At 70.9% G+C, this 25,190-nt stretch carries 24 protein-coding genes and 1 rRNA gene; 16 read left to right on the forward strand and 9 right to left on the reverse strand.

Annotated elements, in window-relative coordinates:
• The 8 genes from rrf to AB0F13_RS22755 form a co-directional block, all read left to right on the forward strand.
• Positions 1-88, forward strand: a 5S ribosomal RNA gene (gene rrf, locus AB0F13_RS22720); the annotation flags it as partial.
• A gap of 68 nt (positions 89-156) precedes the next feature.
• Positions 157-801, forward strand: coding sequence for an HAD family hydrolase (locus AB0F13_RS22725; RefSeq protein ID WP_362085219.1), 645 nt, complete (start codon positions 157-159; stop codon positions 799-801).
• A 34-nt stretch (positions 802-835) separates the two neighbouring features.
• A complete protein-coding gene (locus AB0F13_RS22730; protein WP_362085222.1) occupies positions 836-2,008 on the forward strand; it encodes an acetoin utilization protein AcuC in 1,173 nt (390 codons plus the stop codon).
• A gap of 168 nt (positions 2,009-2,176) precedes the next feature.
• Positions 2,177-2,992, forward strand: a complete 816-nt coding sequence (locus tag AB0F13_RS22735; RefSeq protein WP_362085224.1) for a phosphatase — start codon at positions 2,177-2,179, stop codon at positions 2,990-2,992.
• A gap of 128 nt (positions 2,993-3,120) precedes the next feature.
• On the forward strand, positions 3,121-3,330 hold the full coding sequence (locus AB0F13_RS22740; RefSeq protein ID WP_031145511.1) for a helix-turn-helix domain-containing protein: 210 nt from the start codon (positions 3,121-3,123) through the stop codon (positions 3,328-3,330).
• Positions 3,331-3,440: 110 nt separating this feature from the next.
• Positions 3,441-3,539, forward strand: a complete 99-nt coding sequence (locus AB0F13_RS22745) for an AURKAIP1/COX24 domain-containing protein (protein WP_003948845.1) — start codon at positions 3,441-3,443, stop codon at positions 3,537-3,539.
• A 217-nt stretch (positions 3,540-3,756) separates the two neighbouring features.
• Complete coding sequence (locus AB0F13_RS22750; protein WP_362085228.1) at positions 3,757-4,803, forward strand: NAD-dependent epimerase/dehydratase family protein; 1,047 nt, start codon at positions 3,757-3,759, stop codon at positions 4,801-4,803.
• A gap of 14 nt (positions 4,804-4,817) precedes the next feature.
• Positions 4,818-5,870: a lysophospholipid acyltransferase family protein gene (locus AB0F13_RS22755; RefSeq protein WP_362085230.1), complete on the forward strand. Its 1,053-nt coding sequence runs from the start codon at positions 4,818-4,820 to the stop codon at positions 5,868-5,870.
• 57 nt (positions 5,871-5,927) lie between these two features.
• Here the strand turns inward: AB0F13_RS22755 and AB0F13_RS22760 are convergent, their stop codons facing one another.
• From AB0F13_RS22760 to AB0F13_RS22775, 4 genes are all read right to left on the reverse strand, one after another.
• Positions 5,928-7,115: a DUF5667 domain-containing protein gene (locus AB0F13_RS22760; protein ID WP_362085233.1), complete on the reverse strand. Its 1,188-nt coding sequence runs from the start codon at positions 7,113-7,115 to the stop codon at positions 5,928-5,930.
• A gap of 215 nt (positions 7,116-7,330) precedes the next feature.
• On the reverse strand, positions 7,331-8,131 hold the full coding sequence (locus tag AB0F13_RS22765; RefSeq protein ID WP_362085235.1) for an ECF subfamily RNA polymerase sigma factor, BldN family: 801 nt from the start codon (positions 8,129-8,131) through the stop codon (positions 7,331-7,333).
• Positions 8,132-8,711: 580 nt separating this feature from the next.
• A complete protein-coding gene (locus AB0F13_RS22770) occupies positions 8,712-9,656 on the reverse strand; it encodes an HAD-IB family hydrolase (RefSeq protein WP_362085238.1) in 945 nt (314 codons plus the stop codon).
• 104 nt (positions 9,657-9,760) lie between these two features.
• Positions 9,761-10,039: a glutaredoxin family protein gene (locus AB0F13_RS22775; protein ID WP_362085241.1), complete on the reverse strand. Its 279-nt coding sequence runs from the start codon at positions 10,037-10,039 to the stop codon at positions 9,761-9,763.
• A gap of 345 nt (positions 10,040-10,384) precedes the next feature.
• Here AB0F13_RS22775 and AB0F13_RS22780 point away from each other — a divergent pair, with 345 nt between their 5' ends.
• The 6 genes from AB0F13_RS22780 to AB0F13_RS22805 all read left to right on the forward strand — a co-directional run bounded on the left by AB0F13_RS22780 (position 10,385) and on the right by AB0F13_RS22805 (position 16,943).
• On the forward strand, positions 10,385-11,188 hold the full coding sequence (locus tag AB0F13_RS22780) for a redox-sensing transcriptional repressor Rex (protein ID WP_362085244.1): 804 nt from the start codon (positions 10,385-10,387) through the stop codon (positions 11,186-11,188).
• On the forward strand, positions 11,185-12,618 hold the full coding sequence (locus AB0F13_RS22785; RefSeq protein WP_362085247.1) for a glutamyl-tRNA reductase: 1,434 nt from the start codon (positions 11,185-11,187) through the stop codon (positions 12,616-12,618). Before AB0F13_RS22780 ends, AB0F13_RS22785 begins: the two co-directional genes overlap by 4 nt.
• Complete coding sequence (gene hemC / locus AB0F13_RS22790; RefSeq protein ID WP_362085250.1) at positions 12,615-13,589, forward strand: hydroxymethylbilane synthase; 975 nt, start codon at positions 12,615-12,617, stop codon at positions 13,587-13,589. Before AB0F13_RS22785 ends, hemC begins: the two co-directional genes overlap by 4 nt.
• Positions 13,586-15,244 carry a bifunctional uroporphyrinogen-III C-methyltransferase/uroporphyrinogen-III synthase gene (locus tag AB0F13_RS22795; protein ID WP_362085253.1) on the forward strand — a complete coding sequence of 553 codons (1,659 nt, stop codon included), beginning with the start codon at positions 13,586-13,588 and terminating at the stop codon, positions 15,242-15,244. The genes hemC and AB0F13_RS22795 overlap by 4 nt, the downstream gene beginning before the upstream one ends.
• Positions 15,241-16,233: a porphobilinogen synthase gene (gene hemB, locus AB0F13_RS22800; RefSeq protein ID WP_362085256.1), complete on the forward strand. Its 993-nt coding sequence runs from the start codon at positions 15,241-15,243 to the stop codon at positions 16,231-16,233. Before AB0F13_RS22795 ends, hemB begins: the two co-directional genes overlap by 4 nt.
• Before the next feature lie 269 nt (positions 16,234-16,502).
• On the forward strand, positions 16,503-16,943 hold the full coding sequence (locus tag AB0F13_RS22805; RefSeq protein ID WP_071965504.1) for an ATP-binding protein: 441 nt from the start codon (positions 16,503-16,505) through the stop codon (positions 16,941-16,943).
• Positions 16,944-16,964: 21 nt separating this feature from the next.
• Here AB0F13_RS22805 and argS read toward each other — a convergent pair whose 3' ends face one another.
• Positions 16,965-18,728, reverse strand: coding sequence for an arginine--tRNA ligase (gene argS, locus AB0F13_RS22810; protein ID WP_362085259.1), 1,764 nt, complete (start codon positions 18,726-18,728; stop codon positions 16,965-16,967).
• A 158-nt stretch (positions 18,729-18,886) separates the two neighbouring features.
• Here argS and lysS point away from each other — a divergent pair, with 158 nt between their 5' ends.
• Positions 18,887-20,599: a lysine--tRNA ligase gene (lysS, locus tag AB0F13_RS22815; RefSeq protein WP_362085261.1), complete on the forward strand. Its 1,713-nt coding sequence runs from the start codon at positions 18,887-18,889 to the stop codon at positions 20,597-20,599.
• Between the two features lie 80 nt (positions 20,600-20,679).
• Here lysS and AB0F13_RS22820 read toward each other — a convergent pair whose 3' ends face one another.
• Together AB0F13_RS22820 and AB0F13_RS22825 are read right to left on the reverse strand one after the other, a co-directional pair.
• On the reverse strand, positions 20,680-21,396 hold the full coding sequence (locus AB0F13_RS22820) for a hypothetical protein (protein WP_362085264.1): 717 nt from the start codon (positions 21,394-21,396) through the stop codon (positions 20,680-20,682).
• Between the two features lie 148 nt (positions 21,397-21,544).
• Positions 21,545-22,414 carry a hypothetical protein gene (locus tag AB0F13_RS22825; RefSeq protein WP_362085267.1) on the reverse strand — a complete coding sequence of 290 codons (870 nt, stop codon included), beginning with the start codon at positions 22,412-22,414 and terminating at the stop codon, positions 21,545-21,547.
• A gap of 162 nt (positions 22,415-22,576) precedes the next feature.
• On the opposite strand from AB0F13_RS22825, the gene AB0F13_RS22830 reads away from it, so the two are divergent.
• Positions 22,577-23,770, forward strand: a complete 1,194-nt coding sequence (locus AB0F13_RS22830) for an RtcB family protein (RefSeq protein ID WP_362085270.1) — start codon at positions 22,577-22,579, stop codon at positions 23,768-23,770.
• 120 nt (positions 23,771-23,890) lie between these two features.
• On the opposite strand, the gene AB0F13_RS22835 is transcribed toward AB0F13_RS22830, so the two are convergent.
• Together AB0F13_RS22835 and AB0F13_RS22840 are read right to left on the reverse strand one after the other, a co-directional pair.
• Positions 23,891-24,271 (reverse strand): VOC family protein, encoded by a 381-nt coding sequence (locus AB0F13_RS22835; RefSeq protein WP_362085273.1) that lies wholly within the window; start codon positions 24,269-24,271, stop codon positions 23,891-23,893.
• 141 nt (positions 24,272-24,412) lie between these two features.
• Positions 24,413-25,174 (reverse strand): SDR family oxidoreductase, encoded by a 762-nt coding sequence (locus AB0F13_RS22840; RefSeq protein ID WP_362085276.1) that lies wholly within the window; start codon positions 25,172-25,174, stop codon positions 24,413-24,415.
• Positions 25,175-25,190: the final 16 nt, after the last annotated feature.

The raw sequence follows: 25,190 nt of genomic DNA on the forward strand, positions 1-25,190 counted from the left end.
CGGTTACATTTCGAACCCGGAAGCTAAGCCTTTCAGCGCCGATGGTACTGCAGGGGGGACCCTGTGGGAGAGTAGGACGCCGCCGAACAATTTTTAGCCGCAGGTCCTGAGTCTTTGACTCGGGGCCTGCGGCATTTTTGCGTTTAGGGTGACGTCATGCGCTATGACCTCGTCATCTTCGACAACGACGGCGTGCTCGTCGACAGTGAACCGATTGCCAACCGCGTCCTCGCGGAGTACCTCACCGAACTCGGGCACCCCACCACCTACGAGGAGTCCATACGCGACTACATGGGCGGGGCCGTTCACCGAGTGCACGACCTCATCCTTGAGCGGACCGGCCGGAGCCTCCCTGCCGACTTCGACGACACCCTCCACTCGCGGACCTTCTCCGCGTTCGCCCGTGAACTCCAGCCCATGAAGGGCGCCACGGAGCTCCTGGAGCACTTGGTCGCCGCCGGCACTCCGTACTGTGTCGCTTCCTCCGGCACCCACGAGCGCATCCGGACCGGCCACCGCGCCGCCGGCCTGACGGAGTGGTTCGAGGACGCGTGGATCTACAGTGCTGAGGACGTCGGCCGGGGCAAGCCGGCCCCCGATCTCTTTCTGCATGCCGCACGCTCGATGGGCGTGGAGCCCGGGCGTTGCGTCGTCATCGAGGACAGCCCGCTCGGCGTCCAGGCGGCCGTGGCGGCGGGAATCGACGTCTACGGATTCACGGCTATGACATCCGCCGACCGGCTTTCCGGTGCGACCGGGCACTTCGGCGGGATGACGGAGCTTCCCCGGCTCCTCGGGTGAGGGCTCCGGTGGGCCATCCATTACGGTGGCGCCCATGAGCGGCCGTGCACAGGTGATGTGGGACGAGGCAGTAACGGGATACGACTTCGGTCCCGGGCATCCAATGGATCCTGTGCGCCTCGCACTCACCATGCGGCTGGTCGAAGCCTATGGGCTGGACCGAGTGGCCCGTACGGTATCGGCCGCGCCGGCCGGTGATTCGACGCTGCGGCTCGTGCACCGGCAGGACTACATCACGGCTGTGCGGGCCGCGTCGGCCGACCCGCGGTCCGCCGACGGGTCGTACGGCCTCGGCACGCCGGACGACCCGGCGTTCGCGGGGATGCACGGCGCGGCCGCGCTGATCGCGGGGCTGTCCGTGGGCGCGGCCGAGGCCGTGTGGCGTGGGGACGTCCAGCACGCGGTGAACTTCGCGGGTGGGCTGCATCACGCGATGCCGGGCAGTGCTTCCGGCTTCTGCGTGTACAACGACGCGGCCCTCGCCATCGCCCGGCTGCTCGAACTCGGTGCCACACGGGTCGCGTACGTGGATGTGGACGTGCACCACGGGGACGGCGTCCAGGCGGCCTTCTGGGAGGACCCCCGGGTCCTGACGATCTCTGTGCACGAGCACCCCCGCACGCTCTTCCCGCAGACCGGCTGGCCGGAGGAGACGGGGGCCGAGAGCGCGGAGGGCGGTGCGGTCAATGTGGCGCTGCCGGCGGGGACGGGGGACGCCGGGTGGCTGCGGGCCTTTCACGCGGTCGTTCCCGAGCTGCTGGCGGCCTTCCGGCCGCAGGTGATGGTGACCCAGCACGGCGCCGACACGCACTTCGAGGATCCGCTGGCGCACCTGACCGTCTCCCTCGACGCGCAGCGGATGGTGGCGGCCGCATGCCACGAACTGGCGCACGAGCACGCGGACGGGCGGTGGGTGGCCCTCGGCGGCGGGGGATACGCCGTGACGGACGTGGTGCCGCGCTCGTGGACACATCTGGTGGCCATCGCGGCCGGAGAGCCGGTGGATCCGGAGTCGGCGGTGCCGGAGGAGTGGCGGCATGAAGTCTTCCGGCGGACACGTCAGTTGGGCCCGCTGCGGATGACGGACGGGTGCAAGCCGCAGTGGCGGGACTTCGTCAACTCCGGTTACGACCCGGCCGACCGGCTCGACCAGGCGATCCTCGCCACCCGGCGCGCGGTGTTCCCCTCACACGGGTTGCTGCCATAAGTGCCCTGCGGGAAAGGGGCGTTAGCCCGCGCGTGGGAAGCCGGGCGGGAATTGCGGCGGCCGGCAGCGCGGTGCGTCAGCATCGGGCTCGTGTCGACCCCTGGCGTCACCCCCGGTCCCGCCCCTGGCCCCTCCGGCCCCGTCTCTCCCCCTGTCCCCGCCGCCCCCGTGCCTACCCGAAGCGCCCTGCATGCCCATCTCCTGACCACCCGTCTGGCGGGTGCCATCGCCACTCCGCGGGAGCGGAGTCTGAGCCGCTACCGGATGTTCGCGGCCCGGGACCCCCGGGTGCTGATCGGTCTGGAGCCGAAATCCGACTGGTGTTTTGCTGACTTGTTGCGGTTGATGGGGCAGAAGTGTGGAGTTTCGGCCGATCCCAAGCACACTTCCGGGCATGATGTGATCGACCCCGACCGGACACTTGTGGCACTCGATGCCTTCGCCGACCGTCTGGCGACGGTCGCCGCGACCGGGGCGCCGGTGCTGATCGGCACCGGGCACCCGCACCGGCTCCTGGACTTCTACGCCGCGTTGGCCGCCGCTCTCTCGGCGGCGGGATGCGGTGTCCTCACCCCGGCGCAGGGTCAAAGTGTCGACATAACGACCCGGTTCGGAGTACGCACCTACCGTCTCGACTACGTTCAGGGAGTCGCGATGGTGCACGAACCCGGCGCACGGGCGGCGGGAAGTGAGCCGGGCGCGCATACCCATTCACCCCTCCCGGTTCGTACGGCGCTGGCGGCCGCGGCGGACTCCGGCGGCCCCCTCCCGGCCCTGGTCATCGGGGACCACGGATGGGTCTGCGGGGCAGGTCAGCTGGGCATCGAGGCCATCGGGCTGGCCGACTCGGACGACCCCGCGCTGTTCGTCGGCGAGGCCGAGGGGCGAGTGTCCGTGGCCGTTCCGCTTGATGACACTGTGCGGTCTGATTACTACCGACCGCTTACTCGCTATGTACTCAATCGAGCGTGTCTGTCACAGTAGGCGGCCGATGGCTGCTCCTCTTCCCCACTCGCATCACCCGCCCCTAACCTGGGGAGTGAGCGCGCAGCGACGAGGAGTCACCGGAGGGGAAGCCGGTGCGCGTCATGTGCGGAAGGTTCAGGTGTGTCATGGCTGCTGGCGAAAGGCCTCTCAACGAGGTCGTGTTCCTGACCGTGGCGGAAGTCGCCTCGGTGATGCGAGTCTCCAAGATGACCGTGTACCGCTTGGTGCACAGTGGTCATCTGCCGGCGATCCGGGTGGGCAGGTCGTTCCGGGTCCCAGAACAAGCGGTGCACGAGTACCTCCGAGAGTCCTACGTGGGGGTGGAAACAGCCTGAGGATCCCCTCGGATTACGCTGATCGCCCGGTGCCGGGTAGGCTGGCCCGATGTAGGTCGTGTGGGCTCGGACGCCCCGCACCGAGTGAATCGATGTAAGCGAGGGTAGTCGTGGGCTCTGTTATCAAGAAGCGGCGCAAGCGGATGGCCAAGAAGAAGCACCGCAAGCTGCTCAAGCGCACGCGTGTTCAGCGTCGCAACAAGAAGTAAGCAGCGCCGCTGTGAACGTCCCGCAGCCCTTCCACCGTTCCTGGTGGGGGGGCTGCGGTGCGTTGCAGTGAGTGAAACTCTCGCTACGGCTTGAAATGACGCCCGTCTCGTCGGGCGGTCATCACAGTGCAACAACGACCCGCTACGGTGGCCGCCACAGGGCACCGCTCGGGAGTGCACCACTCGTCGGGCGAGGGCGGGAAGGAAGGCGCTGATCTTGGGCAAGGTCGTGCTCGTCACCGGAGTCGCACGGCAGCTGGGCGGCCGTTTTGTCCGCCGCATCCAGCGCGAGCCCGATGTCGACCGGGTCATCGGGGTGGACGCAGTGCCACCCGAGCACCACCTCGGCGGGGCCGAATTCATACGGGCGGACATTCGCCACCCCACGATCGGCAGGGTCCTGGCGGAGCAGTCCGTCGACACGGTCGTCCATATGGACGTCAACGGCACCCCGCTGGCCAAACGGGGCAGCCGGGCGCTGGTCAAGGAGACCAACGTCATCGGCACCATGCAGCTGCTCGGCGCCTGCCAGAAGACCCCGACCGTCAAGCGGCTGGTGGTGAAGTCCAGCACGAGCGTGTACGGCTCCGCCCCCCGCGACCCGGCGATCTTCACGGAGACCACGCCGCCCAAGTCGCTGCCCAGCGGTGGCTTCGCCAAGGACGCCGTCGAGGTCGAGGGGTACGTACGCGGCTTCGCCCGCCGTCGGCCCGATGTGGCCGTGTGCGTGCTGCGCTTCGCGAACGTCCTCGGGCCCTGTGCCGACTCGCCGCTCGCCGAGTACTTCTCGCTGCCCGTGCTGCCCAGCGTCCTCGGCTTCGACCCCCGCCTGCAGTTCGTGCACGAGGACGACGCGATCGAGGTGCTGCGGATCGCCACCGGAGAGCCCCGCCGGGGCACGCTCAACAGCGGCACGTTCAACGTCGCGGGGGATGGCGTGCTGCTGCTCTCCCAGGCCGCAAGGCGCCTCGGGCGCCCCACCCTCCCCTTCTTTCTGCCCACCGTCACCTGGGTCGGCTCCGCCCTGCGGTCGGTCGGCGCCCTGGACTTCTCGCCCGAGCAGATCCGGCTGCTCACCCACGGCCGCGTCGTCCAGACCACCCAGATGCGCGAGACGCTGGGCTTCCACCCCCGCTACACCACCGCGGCGGCCTTCGCGGACTTCGCCCGCAGCCGCGGGACGGGACTGCTGCCGCCCGAGACCCTCGCCCGTACCGTCGACCGGATCGCCGCGCTGATGCCTGCCGGCCGCGGCCAGAACTGAGGAGCGCACGCACCATGGCCGATGCGAAGGTCATTCCGTTCGGCGAGGAACCCCGGTCCAAGAGGCGGGCGAAGCGCACGGGTACGAGCCGCACGAACCGGGCACCGGCGCCGCTCGCGCCCGTACCGGCCCAGCGCGACGAGGAGCAGCGGCCCGCGGCTCTCCCGGCCGGGCAGGCGGGGCAGGCCGGGCCCGGCGACTCCGGCGGCGAGCGGGCCGGCCAGGGCGGCGGCTGGGACCGGAGGATCGCCCACGGGCTGAGCTTCCTGCGGCGGCGGGTCACCGGCGAGTACGACGTCGACGACTTCGGGTACGACCAGGAGCTCACCGACCAGGTCATGATGTCCCTGCTGCGGCCCTTCAAGGAGAAGTACTTCCGGGTCGAGGTGAAGGGCATCGAGAACATCCCGGAGAAGGGGGCGGCGCTGATCGTCGCCAACCATTCCGGCACCCTGCCCATCGACGGGCTGATGCTCCAGGTGGCCGTGCACGACCACCACCCGGCCGGCCGGAACGTGCGGATGCTCGCGGCGGACCTCGTCTTCATGCTGCCGGTCGTCAACGAGCTCTCCCGCAAGCTCGGGCACACCCTCGCCTGCGCCGAGGACGCCCAGAGGCTGCTGGAGCGCGGCGAGGTGGTGGGGGTGATGCCGGAGGGCTTCAAGGGGATCGGGAAGCCGTTCTCCGAGCGGTACAAGCTGCAGCGCTTCGGGCGGGGCGGCTTTGTGCAGACGGCACTGCGTGCCGGGGCGCCGATCGTGCCGTGCTCGATCGTCGGGGCGGAGGAGATCTATCCGATGATCGGCAACTCCAGGACGGTGGCGCGGCTGCTGGGCATCCCGTACTTCCCGCTGACGCCGTCCTTCCCCTGGCTCGGGCCGCTGGGCCTGGTGCCCCTGCCGACGAAGTGGACGATCCAGTTCGGGGAGCCGATCTCCACGGACGACTATCCGCCGGAGGCGGCGGACGACCCGATGCTGATGTTCAACCTGACCGATCAGGTGCGGGAAACGATTCAGCACACGCTGTACAAGCTGCTCGTGCAGAGGCGGTCGGTGTTCTTCTGAAGAACACCGTCTTCCGAAGAACACCGACCGCCTCGCGGGGACGCGGGCCAGGGCCCGCTACTTGTCGTCCTCCCCGCGGATGCCGAGGCCCGGGAGGATGTCCGGGAGCAGCGGGGGGATGGTGATGTCCGGCTGCTGCTTGGACGGCTTGCCGTCCTTGCCGTGCGACGGACGGTCCGGGCTCGTGCTGTCGGAGCTCTGCGGGGGCTGCAGCAGGCCCGTACCGCCCAGGAGACCCTCGTGCTCGTCCGGGGTGCCCTGAGCGGACTGCGGGGCCTTGCTGCCGGGGTGCTTGCCGTCGGCCGTGGCGGGAGCCTTGGACGCCGACGCGGAGTGCCCTGCGCTCTCCGGGGAGTGCGAGGAGCCGCCGTGGCGGCTGCCGGAGCCCTGCTTGCCGTGCCTGTCGTCCGGGAGCAGGGACCGCAGCGGCTCGACCTCATGGTCTATGGCGGCGAAGACCGACGTCACGTCGTCCGCCACGTCGGTGAGCTGGTCCGGCAGCCGGTCGCGCAGCCGGCTCCAGCCCTCGCGCTGCGAGGAGGAGAAGGTCGACAGCCGCTCGATCGCGCCGAGCGAGCCGTCCCGCTGATAGACGCCGTGCAGCAGCCGGTGGCCCTCGGCGGCGTCGTGGCGCATGCCGGAGAGGGTCTTGCGGATCTCCGTCAGCGACTCGTGGTCGAGCTCACCGGACCGGCCGCGCTCCATCAGCCGACGGGTCTCCTGCATCCGTGTCGTTGCCCGGTCGAGGAAGAGGCCGCCCCGGGTGGAGTCGCCGTCGGCCATGCCGAGCTTGAGGTCCTCCATGCCCCGCTTGAGTCCGTACAGCGTGTCGCCGGGCAGGGCGTTGGTGCTCGCCGCGGCGACACCGCCGAACGCACCCGCCGCCACGCCCACCGTCAGCCCGCCGGCCGCCAGCCCCTTGGACCAGCGGGAGCGCGGCCTGAGCCGACTCAGCGGGCTCGCCCGGTGGGCCGCACGGCCGGGGCGCTGCTCCGGGACGGCGGCCCCCGCGAACTGGGCCTCCATGGCGGCGATCAGCTGCGCCCGCTGCACGGTTTTGACCTCGGGGTCCAGCTCGGGCGCCGGCAGCGCACCGAGCCCGCCCACCAGGGTCAACAGCTTTGCCTGCTCGGCGACTTCCGCCGATGGGCCGGACTGTGCGGCCGCAGCACCCTGGACGTCCTGGTCCTCCAGGGCCTGGGCGAAGGCGTTCGCCCGCCGGTGCGCCGATACATTCGCGATCACAGGCGGCACCTCCTCTCGTCATGACGGTCGACTCCCCTGGGCACCTGAAGGGTTGCATGCCTTGAGAGCATCCACTCGATCGAGTGAGTGAATACAGGCATGACATGGCGTGGGGAAGTCTGCATCCCGGACAACGAGCGGCGCGGCAGTCGGGTTACGCGGCCGGGGCGAGCTGGCCGCCGGCGAGTGAAATCAGGCATCGGGTCGGCGCAAGGTCAGCGGGCGTCGTCCGGGAGGAGCCGCGCCAGGGTGCGCACGGCCCGGTACTGGAGGGTCTTGATGGCCCCCTCGTTCTTCCCCATGACCCGGGCGGTCTCGGCGACCGACAGGCCCTGCAGGAAGCGGAGGGTGACGCACTCCTGCTGCTGGGGATTGAGCTTGCGCACCGCCTCCAACAGGGCGGCGTTGGACAGGGATTCGAGGACGGAGTCCTCCGGGCTGCGCTCGACCTCGTTGGCGTCGAGCATCTCGCCGGTAGTCACTTCGAGCCGGAATCTTGACGACTTGAAGTGGTCGGCGACGAGGTTGCGGGCGATGGTCACCAGCCAGGCGCCGAAGTCGCGGCCCTGCCAGGTGAAGGTGCCGATCCGGCGCAGGGCGCGCAGGAACGTCTCGCTCGTGAGGTCCTCCGCCGTGGCGCGGCCGCCCACGCGGTAGTAGATGTAGCGGTAGACGGTGTCGGCGTACTGGTCGTAGAGACGGCCGAATGCCTCGGCCTCGCCGGCCTGTGCGCGCTCGACCAGGTCGAGCATGCGCGCGCTGTCGCTGTCGGCGCTCGGGCGGCGGGTGGTGGTGGACGTACCGGTGCCGGCCCCTCGGCGGGCGCGTCTGCCGACGGCCGCGCTGCTCTCGGCGAGGGCGTAGCAGGGACCCGCAGGGCCTCCCGCTACGGCAGGGGCGAGCGTGGCGAAGGCGGGGACGGCGTACGCGGTGGGGACGAAGACGCGCAGACGGTCGACGACCGCTGCGCGCAGCGTAGCCAGGCCCGAGGCGTCAACCCCGACGTGTGGGTACACGGGACTCCCAGAGGCAGAGCTTCCATCACGTGCAGTGCCAGACCGTTCACCCGTCGTAGGGACAAGCGGGTACTGGCTTGCGTCTGAGGAGAATAACCCTTCGTACAGGCAGCGCTACACCGAGTTGCTCAAATCATCGTTTACGTTCGATCTCAGTCCGATTCATGGCCGATCAAATATCGAACTACGAACGGAAGTTGACCAGATTTGCTGAGGGTGTGGCCGATTGGGCAGCGTGTTGTGGCAATCCGGACACCACAGGACTGTCGGGGGCCATGTGGGGGTATGACAATAAGATTGCCTGCGCGGCCAGTTCGGTTACGGGCTGTGGCGAGGAGGCGCGCCGAAGGTGTCGCCCGTTCCGGTGATGGGGCTGCTGACGGTCACGGGCCGCGAGGATGGCCTCGCGGGGCCTCGTGGTGACCGACAGTGGGTGCCTCGCGGTGACCGACGGCGCCCGGATGCGGCCCCCGGGCTCGTGCCCCCGCCGGATGTGCCCCCGGGGTCGCACCCGCCCGGTGGAGAGCCGCCCCGGCTCGCGCCCCGATCGCCGGCGGCGCGCCTCAGGGGTGTTCGCGCCTCAGCGGCGGCGGCGGTGCAGGGCGATGCCGGCGGCCGCGCCGCCCGCCAGGGCGCCGAGGCCGGCCGCGGCCGGGAGGCCGATCTTGGCGGCCTTGCGGCCGGTGCGGTAGTCGCGCAGCCGCCAGCCGCGCTCGCGGGCGTGCTTGCGCAGCCGGCTGTCGGGGTTGACCGCGTAGGGGTGGCCGACGAGCGAGAGCATCGGGATGTCGTTGGCCGAGTCGCTGTAGGCCGCGCAGCGGGCCAGGTCCAGGCCCTCGGCCACGGCCAGTGCCCGGACCGCCTCGGCCTTGGCCGGGCCGTGCAGCAGCTCACCGACCAGCTTGCCCGTGTAGACGCCGCCGACCGACTCGGCGACCGTGCCCAGCGCGCCCGTCAGGCCCAGCCGGCGCGCGATGATCGTCGCGGTCTCGACCGGCGCGGCGGTGACCAGCCACACCTTCTGGCCCGCGTCCAGATGCGCCTGGGCCAGCGCGCGGGTACCGGGCCAGATGCGCTCGGCCATGTACTCGTCGTAGATCTCCTCGCCGATGGTCATCAGCTCGGAGACGCGGTGGCCCTTGACGATCGACAGGACGCTGTCGCGGGCTTCCTGCATGTGCTCGGGGTCCTCGATGCCCGCCAGCCGGAACCAGGCCTGCTGCCAGGCGAAGCGCGCGAGCTCGCGTTTGCCGAAGAACTCCCGCTTATAGAGGCCGCGACCGAAGTGGAAGATGGCGGCGCCCTGCATGACGGTGTTGTCGAGGTCGAAGAACGCGGCGGCCTTCTCGTCGCCCGAGACGGGGAACTCCGCCTCCGGCTCCTGGGCGCCGGCCTGGCCCGCGGCCAGGGCTTCCTCGTTCTCCTGAGCGGACTTGCGGGCAGCCTCCGCCGCCGCCTCGCCTGCCAGCACGCTGCGTGCCGTCGCGGAGCGCCTGCGGTGGGTGAACCATCCGAGTGCGGCCATGCGGCGAGCATAGCCAGTTTGTTCGGGGTAACCGGAAGTCGGGACGGTGCGATGGCGTGAACTCTGCGCGTCGGTCCGGTTACCCACCGCGTGGGCGCGCCGCGTCAGCCGGCCAGGGCCTTGCGCAGCCGGTCGGGGTTCACCCGCCAGAAGTCGTGCTGGGCGCCGTCGACGAGGACGACCGGGATCTGCTCCCAGTACTTGCGGTGCAGCTCCTCGTCCTCGGTGATGTCCTTCTTCTCCCAGCGGGCGCCGAGCTCGGCGCAGACCGCGGCGATGACGGCCTCGGCGTCGTCGCACAGGTGGCAGCCGGGCTTGCCGATCAGCGTGACCACGCTGTCGGCGGGGTTCTTGCGGGCGCTGCGGCGCAGGAGCGGACTCATGGGGGTAATTGTGCCGCCTCCGCGATGGTTCGTGCGGCCGGAATGGGTGCCTGAGTCGACTACCATCGAGGGCGATTTGTTTGCGTCCGGGGGGATAGCGGTGAGGAGTGAGCACCTGTGCCCCCGTCCATGCGCTCCTGGTGCTCGTGTGACAGGTGTGACGGTCGCGATGGCGCGGGCGATGGTTCCCGGATCGGGCCGAATCACCGCGTGACACCCATCACGTTGCCGGGGCAAAACGGACACCATCTTTGTGCACGCGTTCACAAAGGCATAGCCTGCGTTCGACGGGGCGGTCCTGGGACAAGGCGCCGCCTGCAGCCCCGCTCTACCCGCAGGAGCACCGTGGCAACTGGCCGAACTCACCGACCGGCGACCCGAAGCCGAGGGATCCCCGAGGCCACCGTCGCCCGGCTTCCGCTGTATCTGCGTGCGCTGACCGCGCTCTCCGAGCGCTCGGTGCCCACGGTCTCCTCCGAGGAGCTCGCGACCGCGGCGGGGGTCAATTCCGCCAAGCTCCGCAAGGACTTCAGCTACCTCGGCTCGTACGGCACCCGCGGTGTCGGCTACGACGTCGAGTACCTCGTCTACCAGATCTCGCGGGAACTCGGCCTGACCCAGGACTGGCCGGTCGTGATCGTCGGTATCGGTAACCTCGGCGCGGCCCTGGCCAACTACGGCGGCTTCGCCTCGCGTGGTTTCCGCGTGGCGGCCCTCATCGACGCCGACCCCGCCATGGCCGGCAGGCCGGTCGCCGGGCTGCCCGTGCGGCACACCGACGAGCTCGAAGCGATCATCAGCGACAACGGCGTCTCCATCGGCGTCATCGCCACCCCGGCCGGCGCCGCCCAGCAGGTCTGCGACCGGCTCGTGGCCGCCGGGGTCACCTCGATCCTCAACTTCGCGCCGACCGTGCTGTCCGTGCCCGACGGCGTGGACGTGCGCAAGGTCGACCTCTCCATCGAGCTGCAGATCCTCGCCTTCCACGAGCAGCGCAAGGCCGGCGAGGAGAGCGCCGCGGCCGCCGCCGCGACCGCCTCGCCCCGCCCGGACATCGCGCCGCGGACGGGTACGCAGCCCCGTACGGCCGCCGCCGCGGCCGGCCGGAAGGGACCGGACGGGGACGTTCCCGCCGTGATGCCGGCATGAGTCTTCTGGTCGTGGGCCTCAGCCACCGCAGCGCGCCCGTCAGCGTGCTGGAGCGGGCCGCCCTCTCGCGCGGGACGCAGGCCAGGCTCGTGCACGACACGCTGGCCGCGGAGCCCGCCACCGAGGCGGCGGTGCTCGCCACGTGCAACCGCATCGAGCTCTACGCCGACGTGGACAAGTTCCACGCGGGCGTCGCCGAGCTGTCCACCCTGCTCGCCCGGCACTCGGGCGTCGCTCTGGACGAGCTCACTCCGTATCTCTACGTGCACTACGAGGACCGGGCCGTCCACCACCTGTTCTCGGTGGCGTGCGGGCTGGACTCCATGGTCGTCGGCGAGGGCCAGATCCTCGGCCAGATCAAGGACGCCCTCGCGCTCGGCCAGGAGCTGCACACCGCCGGACGGCTGCTGAACGACCTCTTCCAGCAGGCCCTGCGCGTCGGCAAGCGAGCCCACAGCGAGACCGGCATCGACAAGGCCGGCCAGTCGCTGGTGACCTTCGGCCTGGAGCAGCTCGCCGACGGCCTGCCCGTCACCGAGTGGGCGGCGGGCAAGCGGGCCCTGGTCATCGGCGCGGGCTCCATGTCCTCGCTGGCCGCGGCCACGCTGGCGCGCGCGGGCGTGGCCCACGTGGCCGTCGCCAACCGCACGCTGGCGCGGGCCGAGCGCCTGGCGCAGATCCTCACCGAAGCAGGGGCCCCCGGCGTCGCCGCCGGCCTGACGGCCTCGGCGGTGGAGATGACCGCCGTCGCCGACGAGCTGGCGCTCGCGGACGTCGTCGTCTCCTGCACGGGCGCCACCGGTCTGGTGCTGACGGCCGACGCCATACGGGCCGCCCTCGCGGGCCGTAAGGACACGGCCGGCCCGTGCGCCGCCCCCGGCCCCTGCGCCGCCGCGGCGGGTACGGGCGTACGCCTGGCCCTCCTCGACCTCGCCATGCCGCGCGACATCGACGCCGCCGTCCACCGCCTGGAGGGCGCGGGCGCCCGGCTCGTCGACATCGAGACCCTGGCCGAGGCCTCCGCCGACGCCCCCATGGCCGCCGACGTCGACCAGGTGCGCTCCATCGTCTCCGACGAGGTCGCCGCCTTCGGCGCCGCCCAGCGGGCCGCGCACATCACGCCCACCGTGGTCGCGCTGCGCACCATGGCCGCCGACGTCGTCGCGGGCGAGATGGCCCGCCTCAACGGCCGGCTTCCCGACCTCGACGACAAACAGCGCGCGGAGATCACCCAGACCGTGCGCCGCGTCGTCGACAAGCTCCTGCACGCGCCGACCGTGCGGGTCAAGGAGCTCGCCTCCACCCCCGGAGGCGCCGGCTACGCCGACGCCCTGCGGGAACTCTTCGACCTCGACCCGCAGGCGGTAGCCGCCGTCAGCCGGGCGGACACACGTGCCGACAGGCACACCACAGCACGGGAGTCGGCATGAACGACACCTCTACCGGCCGGCGGCCGCTGCGGCTCGGCACCCGCCGCAGCCAGCTCGCCATGGCCCAGTCCGGACAGGTGGCCGAGGCCGTCCGGCAGCTCACCGGGCGACCGGTCGAGCTGGTCGAGATCACCACGTACGGCGACGTCTCGCGGGAGGCGCTCGCGCAGATCGGCGGCACCGGGGTCTTCGTCTCCGCGCTGCGCGACGCGCTGCTCGAGGGCGACATCGACTTCGCCGTGCACTCGCTGAAGGACCTGCCGACCACACAGCCGGACGATCTCGTCCTGGCCGCGATCCCGGTCCGCGAGGACCCGCGCGACGTGCTGGTCGCCCGCGACGGGCTGACCTTCGAGGCCCTGCCCGAGGGCGCGCGCGTGGGAACGGGTTCGCCGCGCCGCATGGCGCAGCTGAACGCCTGGGCGCGCGCACTCGGCCGCGCGATCGAGACCGTGCCGATCCGGGGCAACATCGACACCCGCCTCGGGTACGTCACCAAGGGCGAACTGGACGCCGTCGTACTGGCCGCCGCGGGCCTGAACCGCATCGGCAGGACCGGCGAGATCACCCAGTTCCTGGAGCCCGACACCGTTTTGCCCGCCCCCGGTCAGGGGGCCCTGGCGATCGAGTGCGCCGCGACCAACGCACCGCTCGCCGCCGCGCTCGCCGAGCTCGACGACCCGCACACGCGGGCCGCCGTGACCGCCGAGCGTTCCCTGCTCGCCGCCCTGGAGGCCGGCTGCAGCGCACCCGTGGGTGCACTGGCCGACCTTTTGGCCTGCGGGCAGGTTGTCACCGAAATGCGCCTGCGCGGCGTCGTCGGCTCGACCGACGGCTCGACGCTGGTGCAGCTGTCCACCACCGGTCCCGTACCCGCGTCCGAGGAGGACGCCCTTGCTCTCGGCCGCGGACTCGCCGCCGAGATGCTCGACAAGGGTGCGGCCGGTCTTATGGGGGAGCGAGCACATTGAACCCCACCGCCCCGAACCACCCCGCGCACGGGCACGTCACCTTTCTCGGTGCCGGCCCCGGAGACCCGGGACTGCTGACGCTGCGCGCCGTGGAGGCCCTGGCCGCCGCGGACGTCCTGATCGCCGATCCGCAGGTGCTCGACGTGGTGCGTACGCATGCCCGCAGCACTGTGGACATGCCGGCCCCGACGATTACTGACGAGTCGTCAAAGAACGTCAGTGCCCTCGGTGTACCTGTCCTTCGGGACACCGCCAATCTTGTCATGTCGGCCGCGCGCGGCGGCAAGCGGGTCGTCCGAGCGGTCCTGGGCGATCCCGGCCTCGACGGTGACGCCGCCGACGAGATGCTCGTCTGCGCCGCCGAGGGCATCACCTTCGAGGTGGTGCCCGGCGTCGCCACGGCCGTCGGCGTGCCCGCCTACGCCGGCGTGCCGCTGCGCGACGGACGGGGCGGCGACGTCCGCTTCGTCGACGCCCGGACCGCCTCGGCCACCTGCTGGACCGAGGTCGGCGCGAGCGAGGTGACCGCGGTCGTCTCCACCACCCTCGACTCGGTCGTCGTCGCGGCGGGCGAACTGGTGGCCGCCGGGCGCAAGCCCGACACCCCGGTGAGCGTCACCGTCGCCGGCACCACCACGCGCCAGCGCACCTGGACGGCCACCCTCGGCACGCTCGCGCAGGTGCTCAAGGCCGCCAAGGTGCTGCCGTCCGCCGAGGGCGCCCAGCCGGTCATAGCCGTGGTCGGCGAGCGCAGCGCGGCCGCGCAGCGCGACCGGCTCTCCTGGTTCGAGTCCAAGCCGCTGTTCGGCTGGAACGTGCTCGTGCCGCGCACCAAGGAGCAGGCCGCCTCGCTCTCCGACCAGCTCCGTTCGTACGGCGCCGTGCCCAGCGAGGTGCCGACGATCGCCGTGGAGCCGCCGCGCACCCCGCAGCAGATGGAGCGCGCGGTCAAGGGCCTGGTCACCGGCCGCTACGAGTGGATCGCCTTCACCTCGGTCAACGCCGTCAAGGCGGTGCGCGAGAAGTTCGAGGAGTACGGGCTCGACGCGCGTGCCTTCGCCGGCATCAAGGTCGCGGCCGTCGGCGAGCAGACCGCCAGGTCGCTGATCGAGTTCGGTGTGAAGCCCGACCTCGTGCCCAGCGGTGAGCAGTCCGCCGCCGGCCTGCTGGAGGACTGGCCGCCCTACGACCCGGTCTTCGACCCGATCGACCGCGTCTTCCTGCCGCGCGCCGACATCGCCACCGAGACCCTGGTGGCCGGCCTGATCGAGCTGGGCTGGGAGGTCGACGACGTCACCGCCTACCGCACCGTACGGGCCTCGCCGCCGCCGGCCGAGACCCGCGAGGCGATCAAGGGCGGCGGCTTCGACGCCGTGCTGTTCACCTCCTCCTCCACCGTGCGGAACCTGGTCGGCATCGCCGGCAAGCCGCACAATGTCACCGTCATCGCCTGCATCGGCCCGGCCACCGCGAAGACCGCGGAGGAGCACGGCCTGCGGGTGGACGTGCTGTCGCCCGAGCCCTCGGTGCACAAGCTGGCCGAGGCGCTCGCACAGTTCGGGGCGGCGCGGCGCGATGCCGCGCTGGAGGCCGGCGACCCGGTCACCCGCCCGAGCGAGCGGCGGCCCGGATCGCGCAGAAGGGCACGGAGTTGAGCACCACGTACGGCACGTTCCCGGGGTCCCGGCCCCGGCGCCTTCGCACCACCCCGGCCATGCGCCGCATGGTCGCCGAGTACCGGCTGCACCCGGCCGACCTGATCCTTCCCGCCTTCGTGCGGGAGGGAGCCGGCGAGCCGGTGCCGATCTCCGCGATGCCGGGCGTCGTCCAGCACACCCGCGACTCCCTGCGCAAGGCCGCCGTCGAGGCACGTGAGGCCGGCGTCGCCGGAATCATGCTCTTCGGCGTCCCCGAGGATGCGAAGAAGGACGCGCTCGGCACCGCCGGCACCGACCCCGACGGCATCCTGCAGGTCGCCATCCGCGACGTGAAGGCCGAGGTCGGCGACGAGCTCGTCATCATGTCCGACCTGTGCCTGGACGAGTACACCGACCACGGCCACTGCGGGGTCCTGGACTCCGAGGGCCGGGTCGACAACGACGCCACCCTCGAGCGCTACGCCGAGATGGCCCAGGTCCAGGCCGACGCCGGTGTCCACGTCGTGGGCCCCAGCGGCATGATGGACGGCCAGATCGGCGTCATCCGCGACGCCCTCGACCAGACCGGCCACGAGGACGTCTCCGTCCTCGCCTACACCGCCAAGTACGCCTCCGCGTTCTACGGCCCCTTCCGCGAGGCCATCGGCTCCTCGCTGCAGGGCGACCGCAAGACGTACCAGCAGGACCCGGCCAACGCCCGCGAGTCCCTGCGCGAGCTGGCGCTCGACCTCGCCGAGGGCGCCGACATGGTGATGGTCAAGCCGGCGCTGCCCTACCTGGACATCCTGGCCAAGGTGGCCGACGCGGTGGACGTGCCGGTCGCCGCCTACCAGATCTCCGGTGAGTACGCGATGGTCGAGGCGGCCGCCGCCAACGGCTGGATCGACCGCGACCGCGCGATCATGGAGACGCTCACCGGCATCAAGCGCGCCGGTGCGAACATGATTCTGACGTACTGGGCGACGGAGGTCGCACGGCAGCTGTAGCACCGGCTTGACGCCCCGGCGGCGTCCCCGCGGCACCCGTGACACAGCGCGATGGCGGCGTTCTCAAGGCCTGTTGGCCCCCGAACGCCGCCATCGGCGTATGCGTTGGTGCGAGCCCGTCGCGTTTGCGCAGCTCACGCAAGACGAGGCGCATAGTTCACGGCCGTCACCCACACAGGTCGAGTCTCGTGGAAACGGCTTGGGCGCGGGGTATGCACTCGGACCATGACTACCGTGTGTATCAGGACGCTTACGCTACGGAGGCGTGCATGAGCCATGAACCGGAACTGACGGACGACTGGGAGTACACGCTTCAGGTCCCCTCCGACCCCATGGCGCCGTGCATCGCGCGACGCACGCTGCGCACCATCTTCGAGGAGCACGGCTTCCTGGAGCTCGCCGACACCGCCGAGCTGCTCACCTCGGAGCTCGTCACCAACGCCTACCGCTACTCCGACGGCCCGGCCTCCGTGCGCGTCAAGCGCGAGGGCAACCGGGTGCGCGTCGCCGTCTGGGACACCAACCCCAGGCTGCCCGCCCTCGACCGCGTCACCCTGCCCGACGCGGAGACCGAGGCCGCCGAGCAGGGCCGCGGTCTCGGCCTCGTCCAGTGGTGCGCCGACAGCTGGGGCGGCTTCGCACTGCGCGACCAGCCACAGGGGCTGGTCGGCAAGCTCATCTGGTTCGAGCTCGGGGCGGGCACGGGGTGAGCGCGCCCGCCGCCCCACGCGCTACAGCCGCTCGGGAGTGCGAATGCTCAGCAGCGCCATGCCCTGGTGAAGCGTGCGCGCCGTGAGGTCGCACAGGAAGAGGCGGTTCTCCACCTGGGCCGGGCCGCCCTCGGCCTTCAGGACCGGGCACTGGTCATAGAAGGCCGTGTAGAACGAGGCCAGCTGGTACAGGTACGCGGCCAGCTTGTGCGGCTCGTACGAAGCGGCCACCTCGGCCAGCGTCTCGGCGAACCGGTCCAAGTGGAGCCCCAGCGCCCGCTCGGCCGCCGCCAGCTCCAGCTCCGGATGCGCCTTGGCACTCACACCCTCGGCACGCCGCAGGATCGACTGGATACGGGCATAGGCGTACTGGAGGTAGACGGACGTGTCGCCGTTGAGCGAGACCATCTGGTCCAGGTCGAACTTGTAGTCACGGGCGGCCGAGGTGGACAGGTCGGCGTACTTCACCGCGCCGATGCCCACCTGATTGCCGTTCCCGACGATCTCGGCCTCGGTCAGGCCGATCTTCTCGCTCTTCTCCCGCACCACCGCCGTGGCCCGCTCGACGGCCTCGTCCAGCAGGTCCACCAGCCGGACCGTCTCGCCCTCACGCGTCTTGAACGGCTTGCCGTCCTTGCCCAGCACCGTGCCGAACGGAAGCTGGACGGCCCGCACACCCTCGGTCAGCCAGCCCGCGCGCCGCGCCGTCTCGAAGACCATCTTGAAGTGCAGCGACTGACGGGCGTCCACCACGTACAACAGCGTGTCCGCGCCCAGGTTCTGCACCCGGTCGCGGATCGCGGACAGGTCGGTGGCCGCGTAGCCGTAGCCGCCGTTGGACTTCTGCACGATCAGCGGCGTCGGGTTGCCGTCCGGACCCTTGACGTCGTCGAAGAAGACGCACAGCGCACCCTCGGAACGCACCGCGACACCGGACTCCTCCAGCAGGCGGCAGGTCTCCGCCAGCATGGAGTTGTACCCCGACTCGCCGACCACGTCCTCGTCGCGGATGTCCATGTCGAGCTTGCCGAAGACCGAGTAGAAGTAGATCTTCGACTCGTCCACGAAACGCTGCCACAGCGCCAGCGTCTCCTCGTCCCCCGCCTGCAGGTCCACCACCCGGCGGCGCGCCCGCTCCTTGAACTCCGCGTCGGAGTCGAAGAGCGCCCGGGAGGCCTTGTAGAGCCGGCCGAGGTTGGACATCGCCTCTTCGCCGGACGAGGCGTCCTTGTGGTCCAGCTCGTGCGGGTGCTCGGTCAGGTACTGGATGAGCATGCCGAACTGCGTGCCCCAGTCCCCGATGTGGTGACGGCGCACGACCTTCTCGCCCGCGAACTCCAGGATCCGCACGACCGCGTCGCCGATCACCGCCGAGCGCAGATGGCCGACGTGCATCTCCTTCGCCACGTTCGGCTGGGCGTAGTCGATGACCGTCGTACCCGGCTGCTCCGCGAGCGGAACACCCAGCCGCTCGTCGGCCGCACGGGCCGCCAGCGTCTCGGTGATCGCCTTGTCGGAGACGGTGATGTTGAGGAAGCCCGGACCGGACACCTCGACGTCCCGGATCAGGTCACCGGCCGGCAGCGCCCCGACGACCTTCGCGGCCAGCTCGCGCGGGTTGCCCTTCAGCTTCTTCGCCAGCGCCAGCATGCCGTTGGCCTGGAAGTCCGCCCGGTCGCTTCGTCGCAGCAGCGGATCGGCGGCACCGGCCTCCGGCACAACAGCCGAGAGGGCGTCCGCGATGCGCTGGTCGAGCGTGGAAGCGAGGGAGGGAACCGAAGCCATGAGGTGGTTGCCATTCCGGTAGGCGGCATTTTCGACAGTCCGAGTATCCCATGCGCCTATCACGGACTCCCGGGGATTTCCCGCGCCCCGGGCAACCCCGGAGCCACCCCTTCCGTCTGGGACAATGGTCATGCCAGGACCGTAAGGAAGGAAGTGCCGTGGCTCAGGCTCAGAGCACCGAGGCCGACTGGGTCTCCCGTTTCGCCGACGAGGTCATCGCCGAGGGGGAGCGCCGTGCCCCGGGCAAACCGATCGTCGTCGCCTCGGGTCTCAGCCCCTCCGGCCCGATCCACCTCGGCAACCTCCGCGAGGTCATGACCCCGCACCTGGTCGCCGACGAGATCCGCCGTCGCGGCCACGCATGCGTCCACGTCCTCTCCTGGGACGACTACGACCGGTACCGCAAGGTCCCGGCCGGCGTCGACGCCTCCTGGGCGGAGCACATCGGCAAGCCGCTGACCGCCGTCCCCGCCCCGCCCGGCAGCCCCTACGGCAGCTGGGCCGAGCACTTCAAGGCCGCCATGACCGAGGCCCTGGACGAGCTCGGCATCGACTACCGCGGCATCAGCCAGACCGAGCAGTACACCGCCGGCGCCTACCGCGAGCAGATCCTGCACGCCATGAAGCACCGCGGCGACATCGACGCGATCCTCGCCCAGTACCGCACCAAGGCCAAGCCCGCCAAGAAGGGGCAGAAGCCGGTCGACGAGGCCGAGCTGGAGGCCGCCGAAGGCTCCGGCGCCGCCGCCGAGGACGACGGCAGCAGCAGCACGGGCTACTACCCGTACAAGCCCTACTGCACCGTCTGCAACAAGGACCTCACCACGGTCACGGCGTACGACGACGAGACCACCGAGCTCGCCTACCACTGCGCCTGCGGCCACCGCGAGACCGTCCTCCTCAGCGAGTTCGACCACGGCAAGCTGGTCTGGAAGGTCGACTGGCCCATGCGCTGGGCCCACGAAGGCGTCATCTTCGAGCCCAGCGGCGTCGACCACTCCTCGCCCGGCTCCTCCTTCCAGGTCGGCGGCCAGATCGTCGGCCCGATCTTCGGCGGCGAGCAGCCCATCGGCCCGATGTACGCCTTCGTCGGCATCAGCGGCATGGCCAAGATGTCCTCCTCCAAGGGCGGCGTCCCCACCCCCGGCGACGCCCTCCAGATCATGGAGGCCCCCCTGCTGCGCTGGCTCTACGCCCGCCGCAGGCCCAACCAGTCCTTCAAGATCGCCTTCGACCAGGAGATCCAGCGGCTCTACGACGAGTGGGACAAGCTCGGCGCGAAGGTCGCCGACGGCACCGTCCTGCCCGCCGACGCCGCCGCCTACAGCCGCGCCGTCCGCACCGCCGCCGGCGAGCTGCCCAGCACCCCCCGCCCGCTGCCCTACCGCACGCTCGCCTCGGTCGTCGACATCACCGCCGGCCACGACGAGCAGACCCTGCGCATCCTCGGCGACCTCGACCCGGCCAACCCGGTCAAGTCCCTCGACGAGACCCGCCCGCGCCTGGACAAGGCCGAGCACTGGATCAACACCCAGGTCCCCGCCGAGTCCCGCACGGTCGTCCGCTCCGAACCCGACACCGAGCTCCTCGGCTCCCTCGACGAGCAGGCCCGCGAATCCCTGCGCCTCCTCCTGGACGGCCTGGACGAGCACTGGTCCCTCGACGGCCTGACCGCCCTCGTCTACGGCGTCCCCAAGGTCCAGGCCGGGCTCGAACCCCACGCCAAGCCCACCCCGGAGCTCAAGCTCGCCCAGCGCGCCTTCTTCGCCCTGCTCTACCAGCTCCTGGTCAGCCGCGACACCGGCCCGCGCCTGCCCACGCTGCTGCTCGCGGTCGGCGCCGACCGCGTACGCACACTGCTCGGGGCGTAACCACCCCACAGCACGAAGGGCCGCCGCCCGGTGAACCCCACCGGCCGGCGGCCCTTCGCCGCTTCACGCCCGCCCAGCTGCTACTTGTTCGCCTCGGCGACCGACTTCACGGCCTCCTTGGCCGCCTCCTGCGCGTCCTTCTTCATGTCGTCCACATTCGGCGACTTCGCACCCTCATAGCCCGCACCGCTGTACTTCACGACCACCACGACATTCGCGGTCCGCGTCACCACGGTCTCGTTCCGGAAGTCGTTGTCGTCCTTCTTCGACTCGGTGCTCACCACGCTCGCGCTCTCACCGATGCCGTCCGCCTTGTCGGTCTTGGCGTTCTTCGCACCGTCCGCCGTCGTCGCCTTCGTCACCTGCTGCGCCGCGAACGCCTCCGCACGCTTCTCGCCCGAACCCAGCGTCGGGTCGGAAGCGAACCGCTTCAACGAGACGGTCAGGGACCGGAACTGCAGGTCCTTCACGTCCTCGTCGTTCAGACCGCTCCAGAAGCAGCTCGCCGAGTCGTTGGTGTCGCTCGCCGGGAGGGCCTTGCCCTCCTTCTTGTCCGCCTTCGGCACCAGCTTCTCGACGGACTTCTCCGCGACCGTCTTGCAGACCTCCGGCAGCTTGGCGAACGTCGCCGCCTTGACCGTGGGCGCGGCACTGGGCGTCGCCGACTTCGTCGGCTTGCCCGACTCCTTCTTGGACCCGGAGTCGCCGTCCGAGGAGCAGCCGGTGGCGACGAGCATCACCGGTACTGCGGCGCAGGCGAGGATTCGGGCGAGTCGCGGGGCGGTTCGTCGGTGCATGGGTCCTTCGCTCGTTCGGAGTAAGTGGTCGCGGGGCGTGGCGGCTGTCGTACGCGCCCGGTACCTACGGGGTCGTGCCTACGGGCACGGTACGCGGCCCACGCCCGGCAGCGGCCGAAACGGGGCCGTCAACCCGCCGGGCGGCGGGCTAATTGCCGAAGTGCCCGGCGTCGAGTTCACGGGCCAGGCCATGGGCCTTGCCCTGCAGGTCCTGACTGCTGGGAACCTGCTGCTTGTCCGTCGTCCACTGGTCGTACGCGATCGTCACCAGCACGTTCGAGGACCGGAAGACGACCGTGACATCCCGGTGCACTCCCGTGCCGGTGGTCGCCAACTTGTCGTTCACGAACGCGTCATCGCCGAGATCGTCCAGCACCCGGGGCGCCAGGCGCGGATCGGTGGACGCGGACGCCGGCGCCGAGGACGGGGCCGAGGGCACCGCCGACTCCTCGCCCAGCTGCGGCACGGGACCCCCGTCACCGGGCGCGCCCGCACTCGCGGACGCACTCGCGGACGCGGAGGGGGCGGCCGAGGGCTTGCCGGACGGGGCGGAGGGCGCGGCGCTGGGGATGCGCGCGGCGCTCGCCTGGCGCTCGTACAGCTGCTGCGCCCGGGCCTCGTCGCTGACCCCCGGCTGGTAGGAGACCACCCGCTCGAAGTCCACCGACAGGTGCCGGGTGCCGTTGGGCGTCTCCAGCTTCCAGCGGCAGCCGACGCGGCGGTCGGTGTCGTACGTGATGGCCGCCTGCCCCCGCAGGAGCCGCTTGGCCTCCGCCTCGTCACCGTCGCCCGCGCCCGGCAGCATGCGGCGCAGGGTGCCGGGGCTGACGTAACCGCACGGCTCGGGGAGGCTGTGGTACTTCCCGGGCGGCCCCGCGGGGGCCGAGGACCCCGACTGCCCGGCCTTGGCGTCGATGCCCCCGCCGCCGGACCCGCCGCCTCCACCGCACCCGGTGAGACCTGCCGCCAGCACCGCCGCGGCCAGTGCGGCTGCCGGTGCGTACGCCCTTCGCTGCACTGTCCGTGGCTCCCTTCAGCCGAAAACCGTTTGTCGTCGCGCGGTGGCGACTGGACACAATGTGTACCGCACGCGCTGCCGCGTCTGCCGTCCCGCTGTCGTGGATGAGCTGATAGTTCCGGCTTTTGCGTTATCCATGTTTTTCGGGGGAATGAGGAAGGTATGTCCTACACAGAGGTGCCCGGCGCCCGGGTACCGATCCGTATGTGGGCGGACCCCGCCACGGTCGAGCCGGTAGCGATGCAGCAGCTGCGGAACGTCTCCACGCTGCCGTGGATCCAGGGCCTCGCCGTGATGCCGGACGTCCACTTCGGCAAGGGCGCCACGGTCGGCTCGGTGATCGCCATGCGGGGCGCGGTGTGCCCGGCGGCGGTGGGGGTCGACATCGGCTGCGGCATGTCGGCGGTGAAGACCTCGCTGACGGCCAACGACCTGCCGGGGGATCTGTCGCGGCTGCGGTCGAAGATCGAGCAGGCGATTCCGGTGGGCTTCTCCATGCACGACGACCCGGTGGACCCGCGCCGCCTGCACGGGCTGCCGACGGCGGGGTGGGACGACTTCTGGGCACGGTTCGACGGGGTGGCGGAGGCGGTCAAATTCCGTCAGGGTCGGGCACTGAAGCAGATGGGAACGCTCGGATCCGGAAATCACTTCTGCGAAGTTTGCATCGATGGCCAAGGATTTGTCTGGCTGATGCTGCACTCCGGCTCCCGCAATATCGGCAAGGAACTGGCCGAGTACCACATCGGCGAGGCGCGGAAGCTCTCGCACAACCAGGGGCTCGTCGACCGCGACCTCGCGGTGTTCATAGCCGACACCCCGCAGATGGCCGCCTACCGCCACGACCTGTTCTGGGCGCAGGAGTACGCGCGGCACAACCGCGAGGTCATGATGGCGCTCTTCCAGGACGTCGTCCGCAAGGAGTTCAAGAAGGCCAAGCCGATGTTCGAGCCCACGATCTCCTGCCACCACAACTACGTGGCCGAGGAGCGGTACGAGGGCGTGGACCTGCTGGTCACCCGCAAGGGTGCGATCCGCGCGGGCGGCGGCGAGTACGGCATCATCCCGGGCTCGATGGGCACCGGCTCGTACATCGTGCGCGGTTTGGGCAACGCGGCGTCGTTCAACTCCGCCTCGCACGGCGCGGGCCGCCGGATGAGCCGCAACCAGGCGAAGAAGCGCTTCTCCGAGCGGGACCTGGCGGAGCAGACGCAGGGCGTCGAGTGCCGCAAGGACCGTGGTGTGGTCGACGAGATCCCGGCCGCGTACAAGCCGATCGAGCAGGTCATGGAGCAGCAGCGGGATCTCGTCGAGGTCGTGGCGAAGCTCAAGCAGGTCGTCTGCGTGAAGGGCTGACGGGCGCTATTTTCGGCGCAGCGATCGTCAGTCGCCCCCGTCGCCCGGTTGTCCTGAACAACCGGGCGTCACTCGAACCCGCGAGCGCGCAACGCGCGTAGGCGCCGCTTCCGTTTGCGTTCACGCGTCCTGCGGGTACCAGCGGAGCTCGACCGTGTTGCCGTCCGGGTCGAGGACGTAGACCGACTCGGCGGTGCCGCGGGCGCCGTAGCGGGGGCCGGGGCCGTCGACGACCTGGAAGGTGCCGGCGGCGATGACGTCCTGCCAGTCCAGGGGCTCGACGACGAGGCAGATGTGGTCGACGTTGGACTCGCCGCGCTCGCGGGCCACCAGGTCGATGATCGTGCCGGGGGAGACCCGGACCGAGGGGAAGGAGACCTTGCCGGCGCGCCATTCGTCCACGCGGACCGGCTCCAGGCCGAGGGGACCGGTGTAGAAGGCGAGGGCGCGCTCGACGTCGGAGACGTTGAGCACGAGGTGGTCGAAGCCGGTGACGCGCATGGGATCCCCCTTGGTACGGGTCCGCCAGTGGGCGGCTGTACGGACGAAACTACCGTTGGATGATCGTTTACGCATCGGTCGCCGGTCCTGCGACCGTGGTCCCGGTCCCGGTCCCGGTCCGGTCCCGGCCCCCGTCCCGGTTCAGCTCTCCCGGTGCACCTTGTAGTTCGAGGCCTGGGCGCGCGGGCGGACGACGAGCAGGTCGACGTTGACGTGCGGGGGGCGGGTGACGGCCCAGGAGATGGTGTCGGCGACGTCGTCGGCGCTCAGCGGCTCGGCGACGCCGTTGTAGACGGCGGCGGCCTTGTCCTTGTCGCCGCGGAAGCGGGTGAGGGCGAACTCCTCGGTCCGCACCATGCCGGGGGCGATCTCGACGACGCGTACGGGCTCGCCGCACAGCTCCAGGCGCAGGGTCTCGGCGATGACGTGGGCGCCGTGCTTGGCCGCGACGTAGCCGCCGCCGCCTTCGTAGGTGGCCAGGCCCGCCGTGGAGGAGAGGACGATCACCGTGCCCTCGGCGGCGACGAGGCGGGGGAGCAGGGCCTGGGTCATGTGGAGGGTGCCGAGGACGTTGACCTCGTACATCGTGCGCCAGTCGGTGGGGTCGGCGGTGGCGACGGGCTCGGCGCCGATGGCGCCGCCGGCGTTGTTGACCAGGACCTCCACGGGGGCGTGGGCGTCGAGGAAGGCGGCGAAGGCGTCGACGGCCGGGCGGTCGGTGACGTCGAGGACGTAGGGGACCGCCTCGTGGCCGGCTGCGGTGAGCTCCTCGGCGAGGGCGTTGATGCGGTCCTCGCGGCGGGCGGTGAGCACGACGCGGTAGCCGGCGGCGGCCAGCCGGCGGGCGGTGGCGGCGCCGATGCCGCTGCTCGCGCCGGTGATGACTGCGGTGCGGGTGCTCATGCTGGGCCTCCTGGGA

This window comes from Streptomyces sp. NPDC026206, from assembly GCF_040638465.1.
GTDB lineage: Bacteria > Actinomycetota > Actinomycetes > Streptomycetales > Streptomycetaceae > Streptomyces.

Excerpts from the sequence above, each read along its gene's own strand:
- AB0F13_RS22840 (WP_362085276.1), bottom strand. The coding sequence starts at position 25,174 with ATGAGCACCCGCACCGCAGTCATCACCGGCGCGAGCAGCGGCATCGGC.
- AB0F13_RS22785 (WP_362085247.1), top strand. The coding sequence starts at position 11,185 with ATGAGTCTTCTGGTCGTGGGCCTCAGCCACCGCAGCGCGCCCGTCAGC.
- hemC (WP_362085250.1), top strand. The coding sequence starts at position 12,615 with ATGAACGACACCTCTACCGGCCGGCGGCCGCTGCGGCTCGGCACCCGC.
- argS (WP_362085259.1), bottom strand. The coding sequence starts at position 18,728 with ATGGCTTCGGTTCCCTCCCTCGCTTCCACGCTCGACCAGCGCATCGCG.
- AB0F13_RS22805 (WP_071965504.1), top strand. The coding sequence starts at position 16,503 with ATGAGCCATGAACCGGAACTGACGGACGACTGGGAGTACACGCTTCAG.
- AB0F13_RS22740 (WP_031145511.1), top strand. The coding sequence starts at position 3,121 with ATGGCTGCTGGCGAAAGGCCTCTCAACGAGGTCGTGTTCCTGACCGTG.
- AB0F13_RS22775 (WP_362085241.1), bottom strand. The coding sequence starts at position 10,039 with ATGAGTCCGCTCCTGCGCCGCAGCGCCCGCAAGAACCCCGCCGACAGC.
- AB0F13_RS22730 (WP_362085222.1), top strand. The coding sequence starts at position 836 with ATGAGCGGCCGTGCACAGGTGATGTGGGACGAGGCAGTAACGGGATAC.
- AB0F13_RS22725 (WP_362085219.1), top strand. The coding sequence starts at position 157 with ATGCGCTATGACCTCGTCATCTTCGACAACGACGGCGTGCTCGTCGAC.
- AB0F13_RS22755 (WP_362085230.1), top strand. The coding sequence starts at position 4,818 with ATGGCCGATGCGAAGGTCATTCCGTTCGGCGAGGAACCCCGGTCCAAG.
- AB0F13_RS22835 (WP_362085273.1), bottom strand. The coding sequence starts at position 24,271 with ATGCGCGTCACCGGCTTCGACCACCTCGTGCTCAACGTCTCCGACGTC.
- AB0F13_RS22820 (WP_362085264.1), bottom strand. The coding sequence starts at position 21,396 with ATGCACCGACGAACCGCCCCGCGACTCGCCCGAATCCTCGCCTGCGCC.
- AB0F13_RS22830 (WP_362085270.1), top strand. The coding sequence starts at position 22,577 with ATGTCCTACACAGAGGTGCCCGGCGCCCGGGTACCGATCCGTATGTGG.
- AB0F13_RS22770 (WP_362085238.1), bottom strand. The coding sequence starts at position 9,656 with ATGGCCGCACTCGGATGGTTCACCCACCGCAGGCGCTCCGCGACGGCA.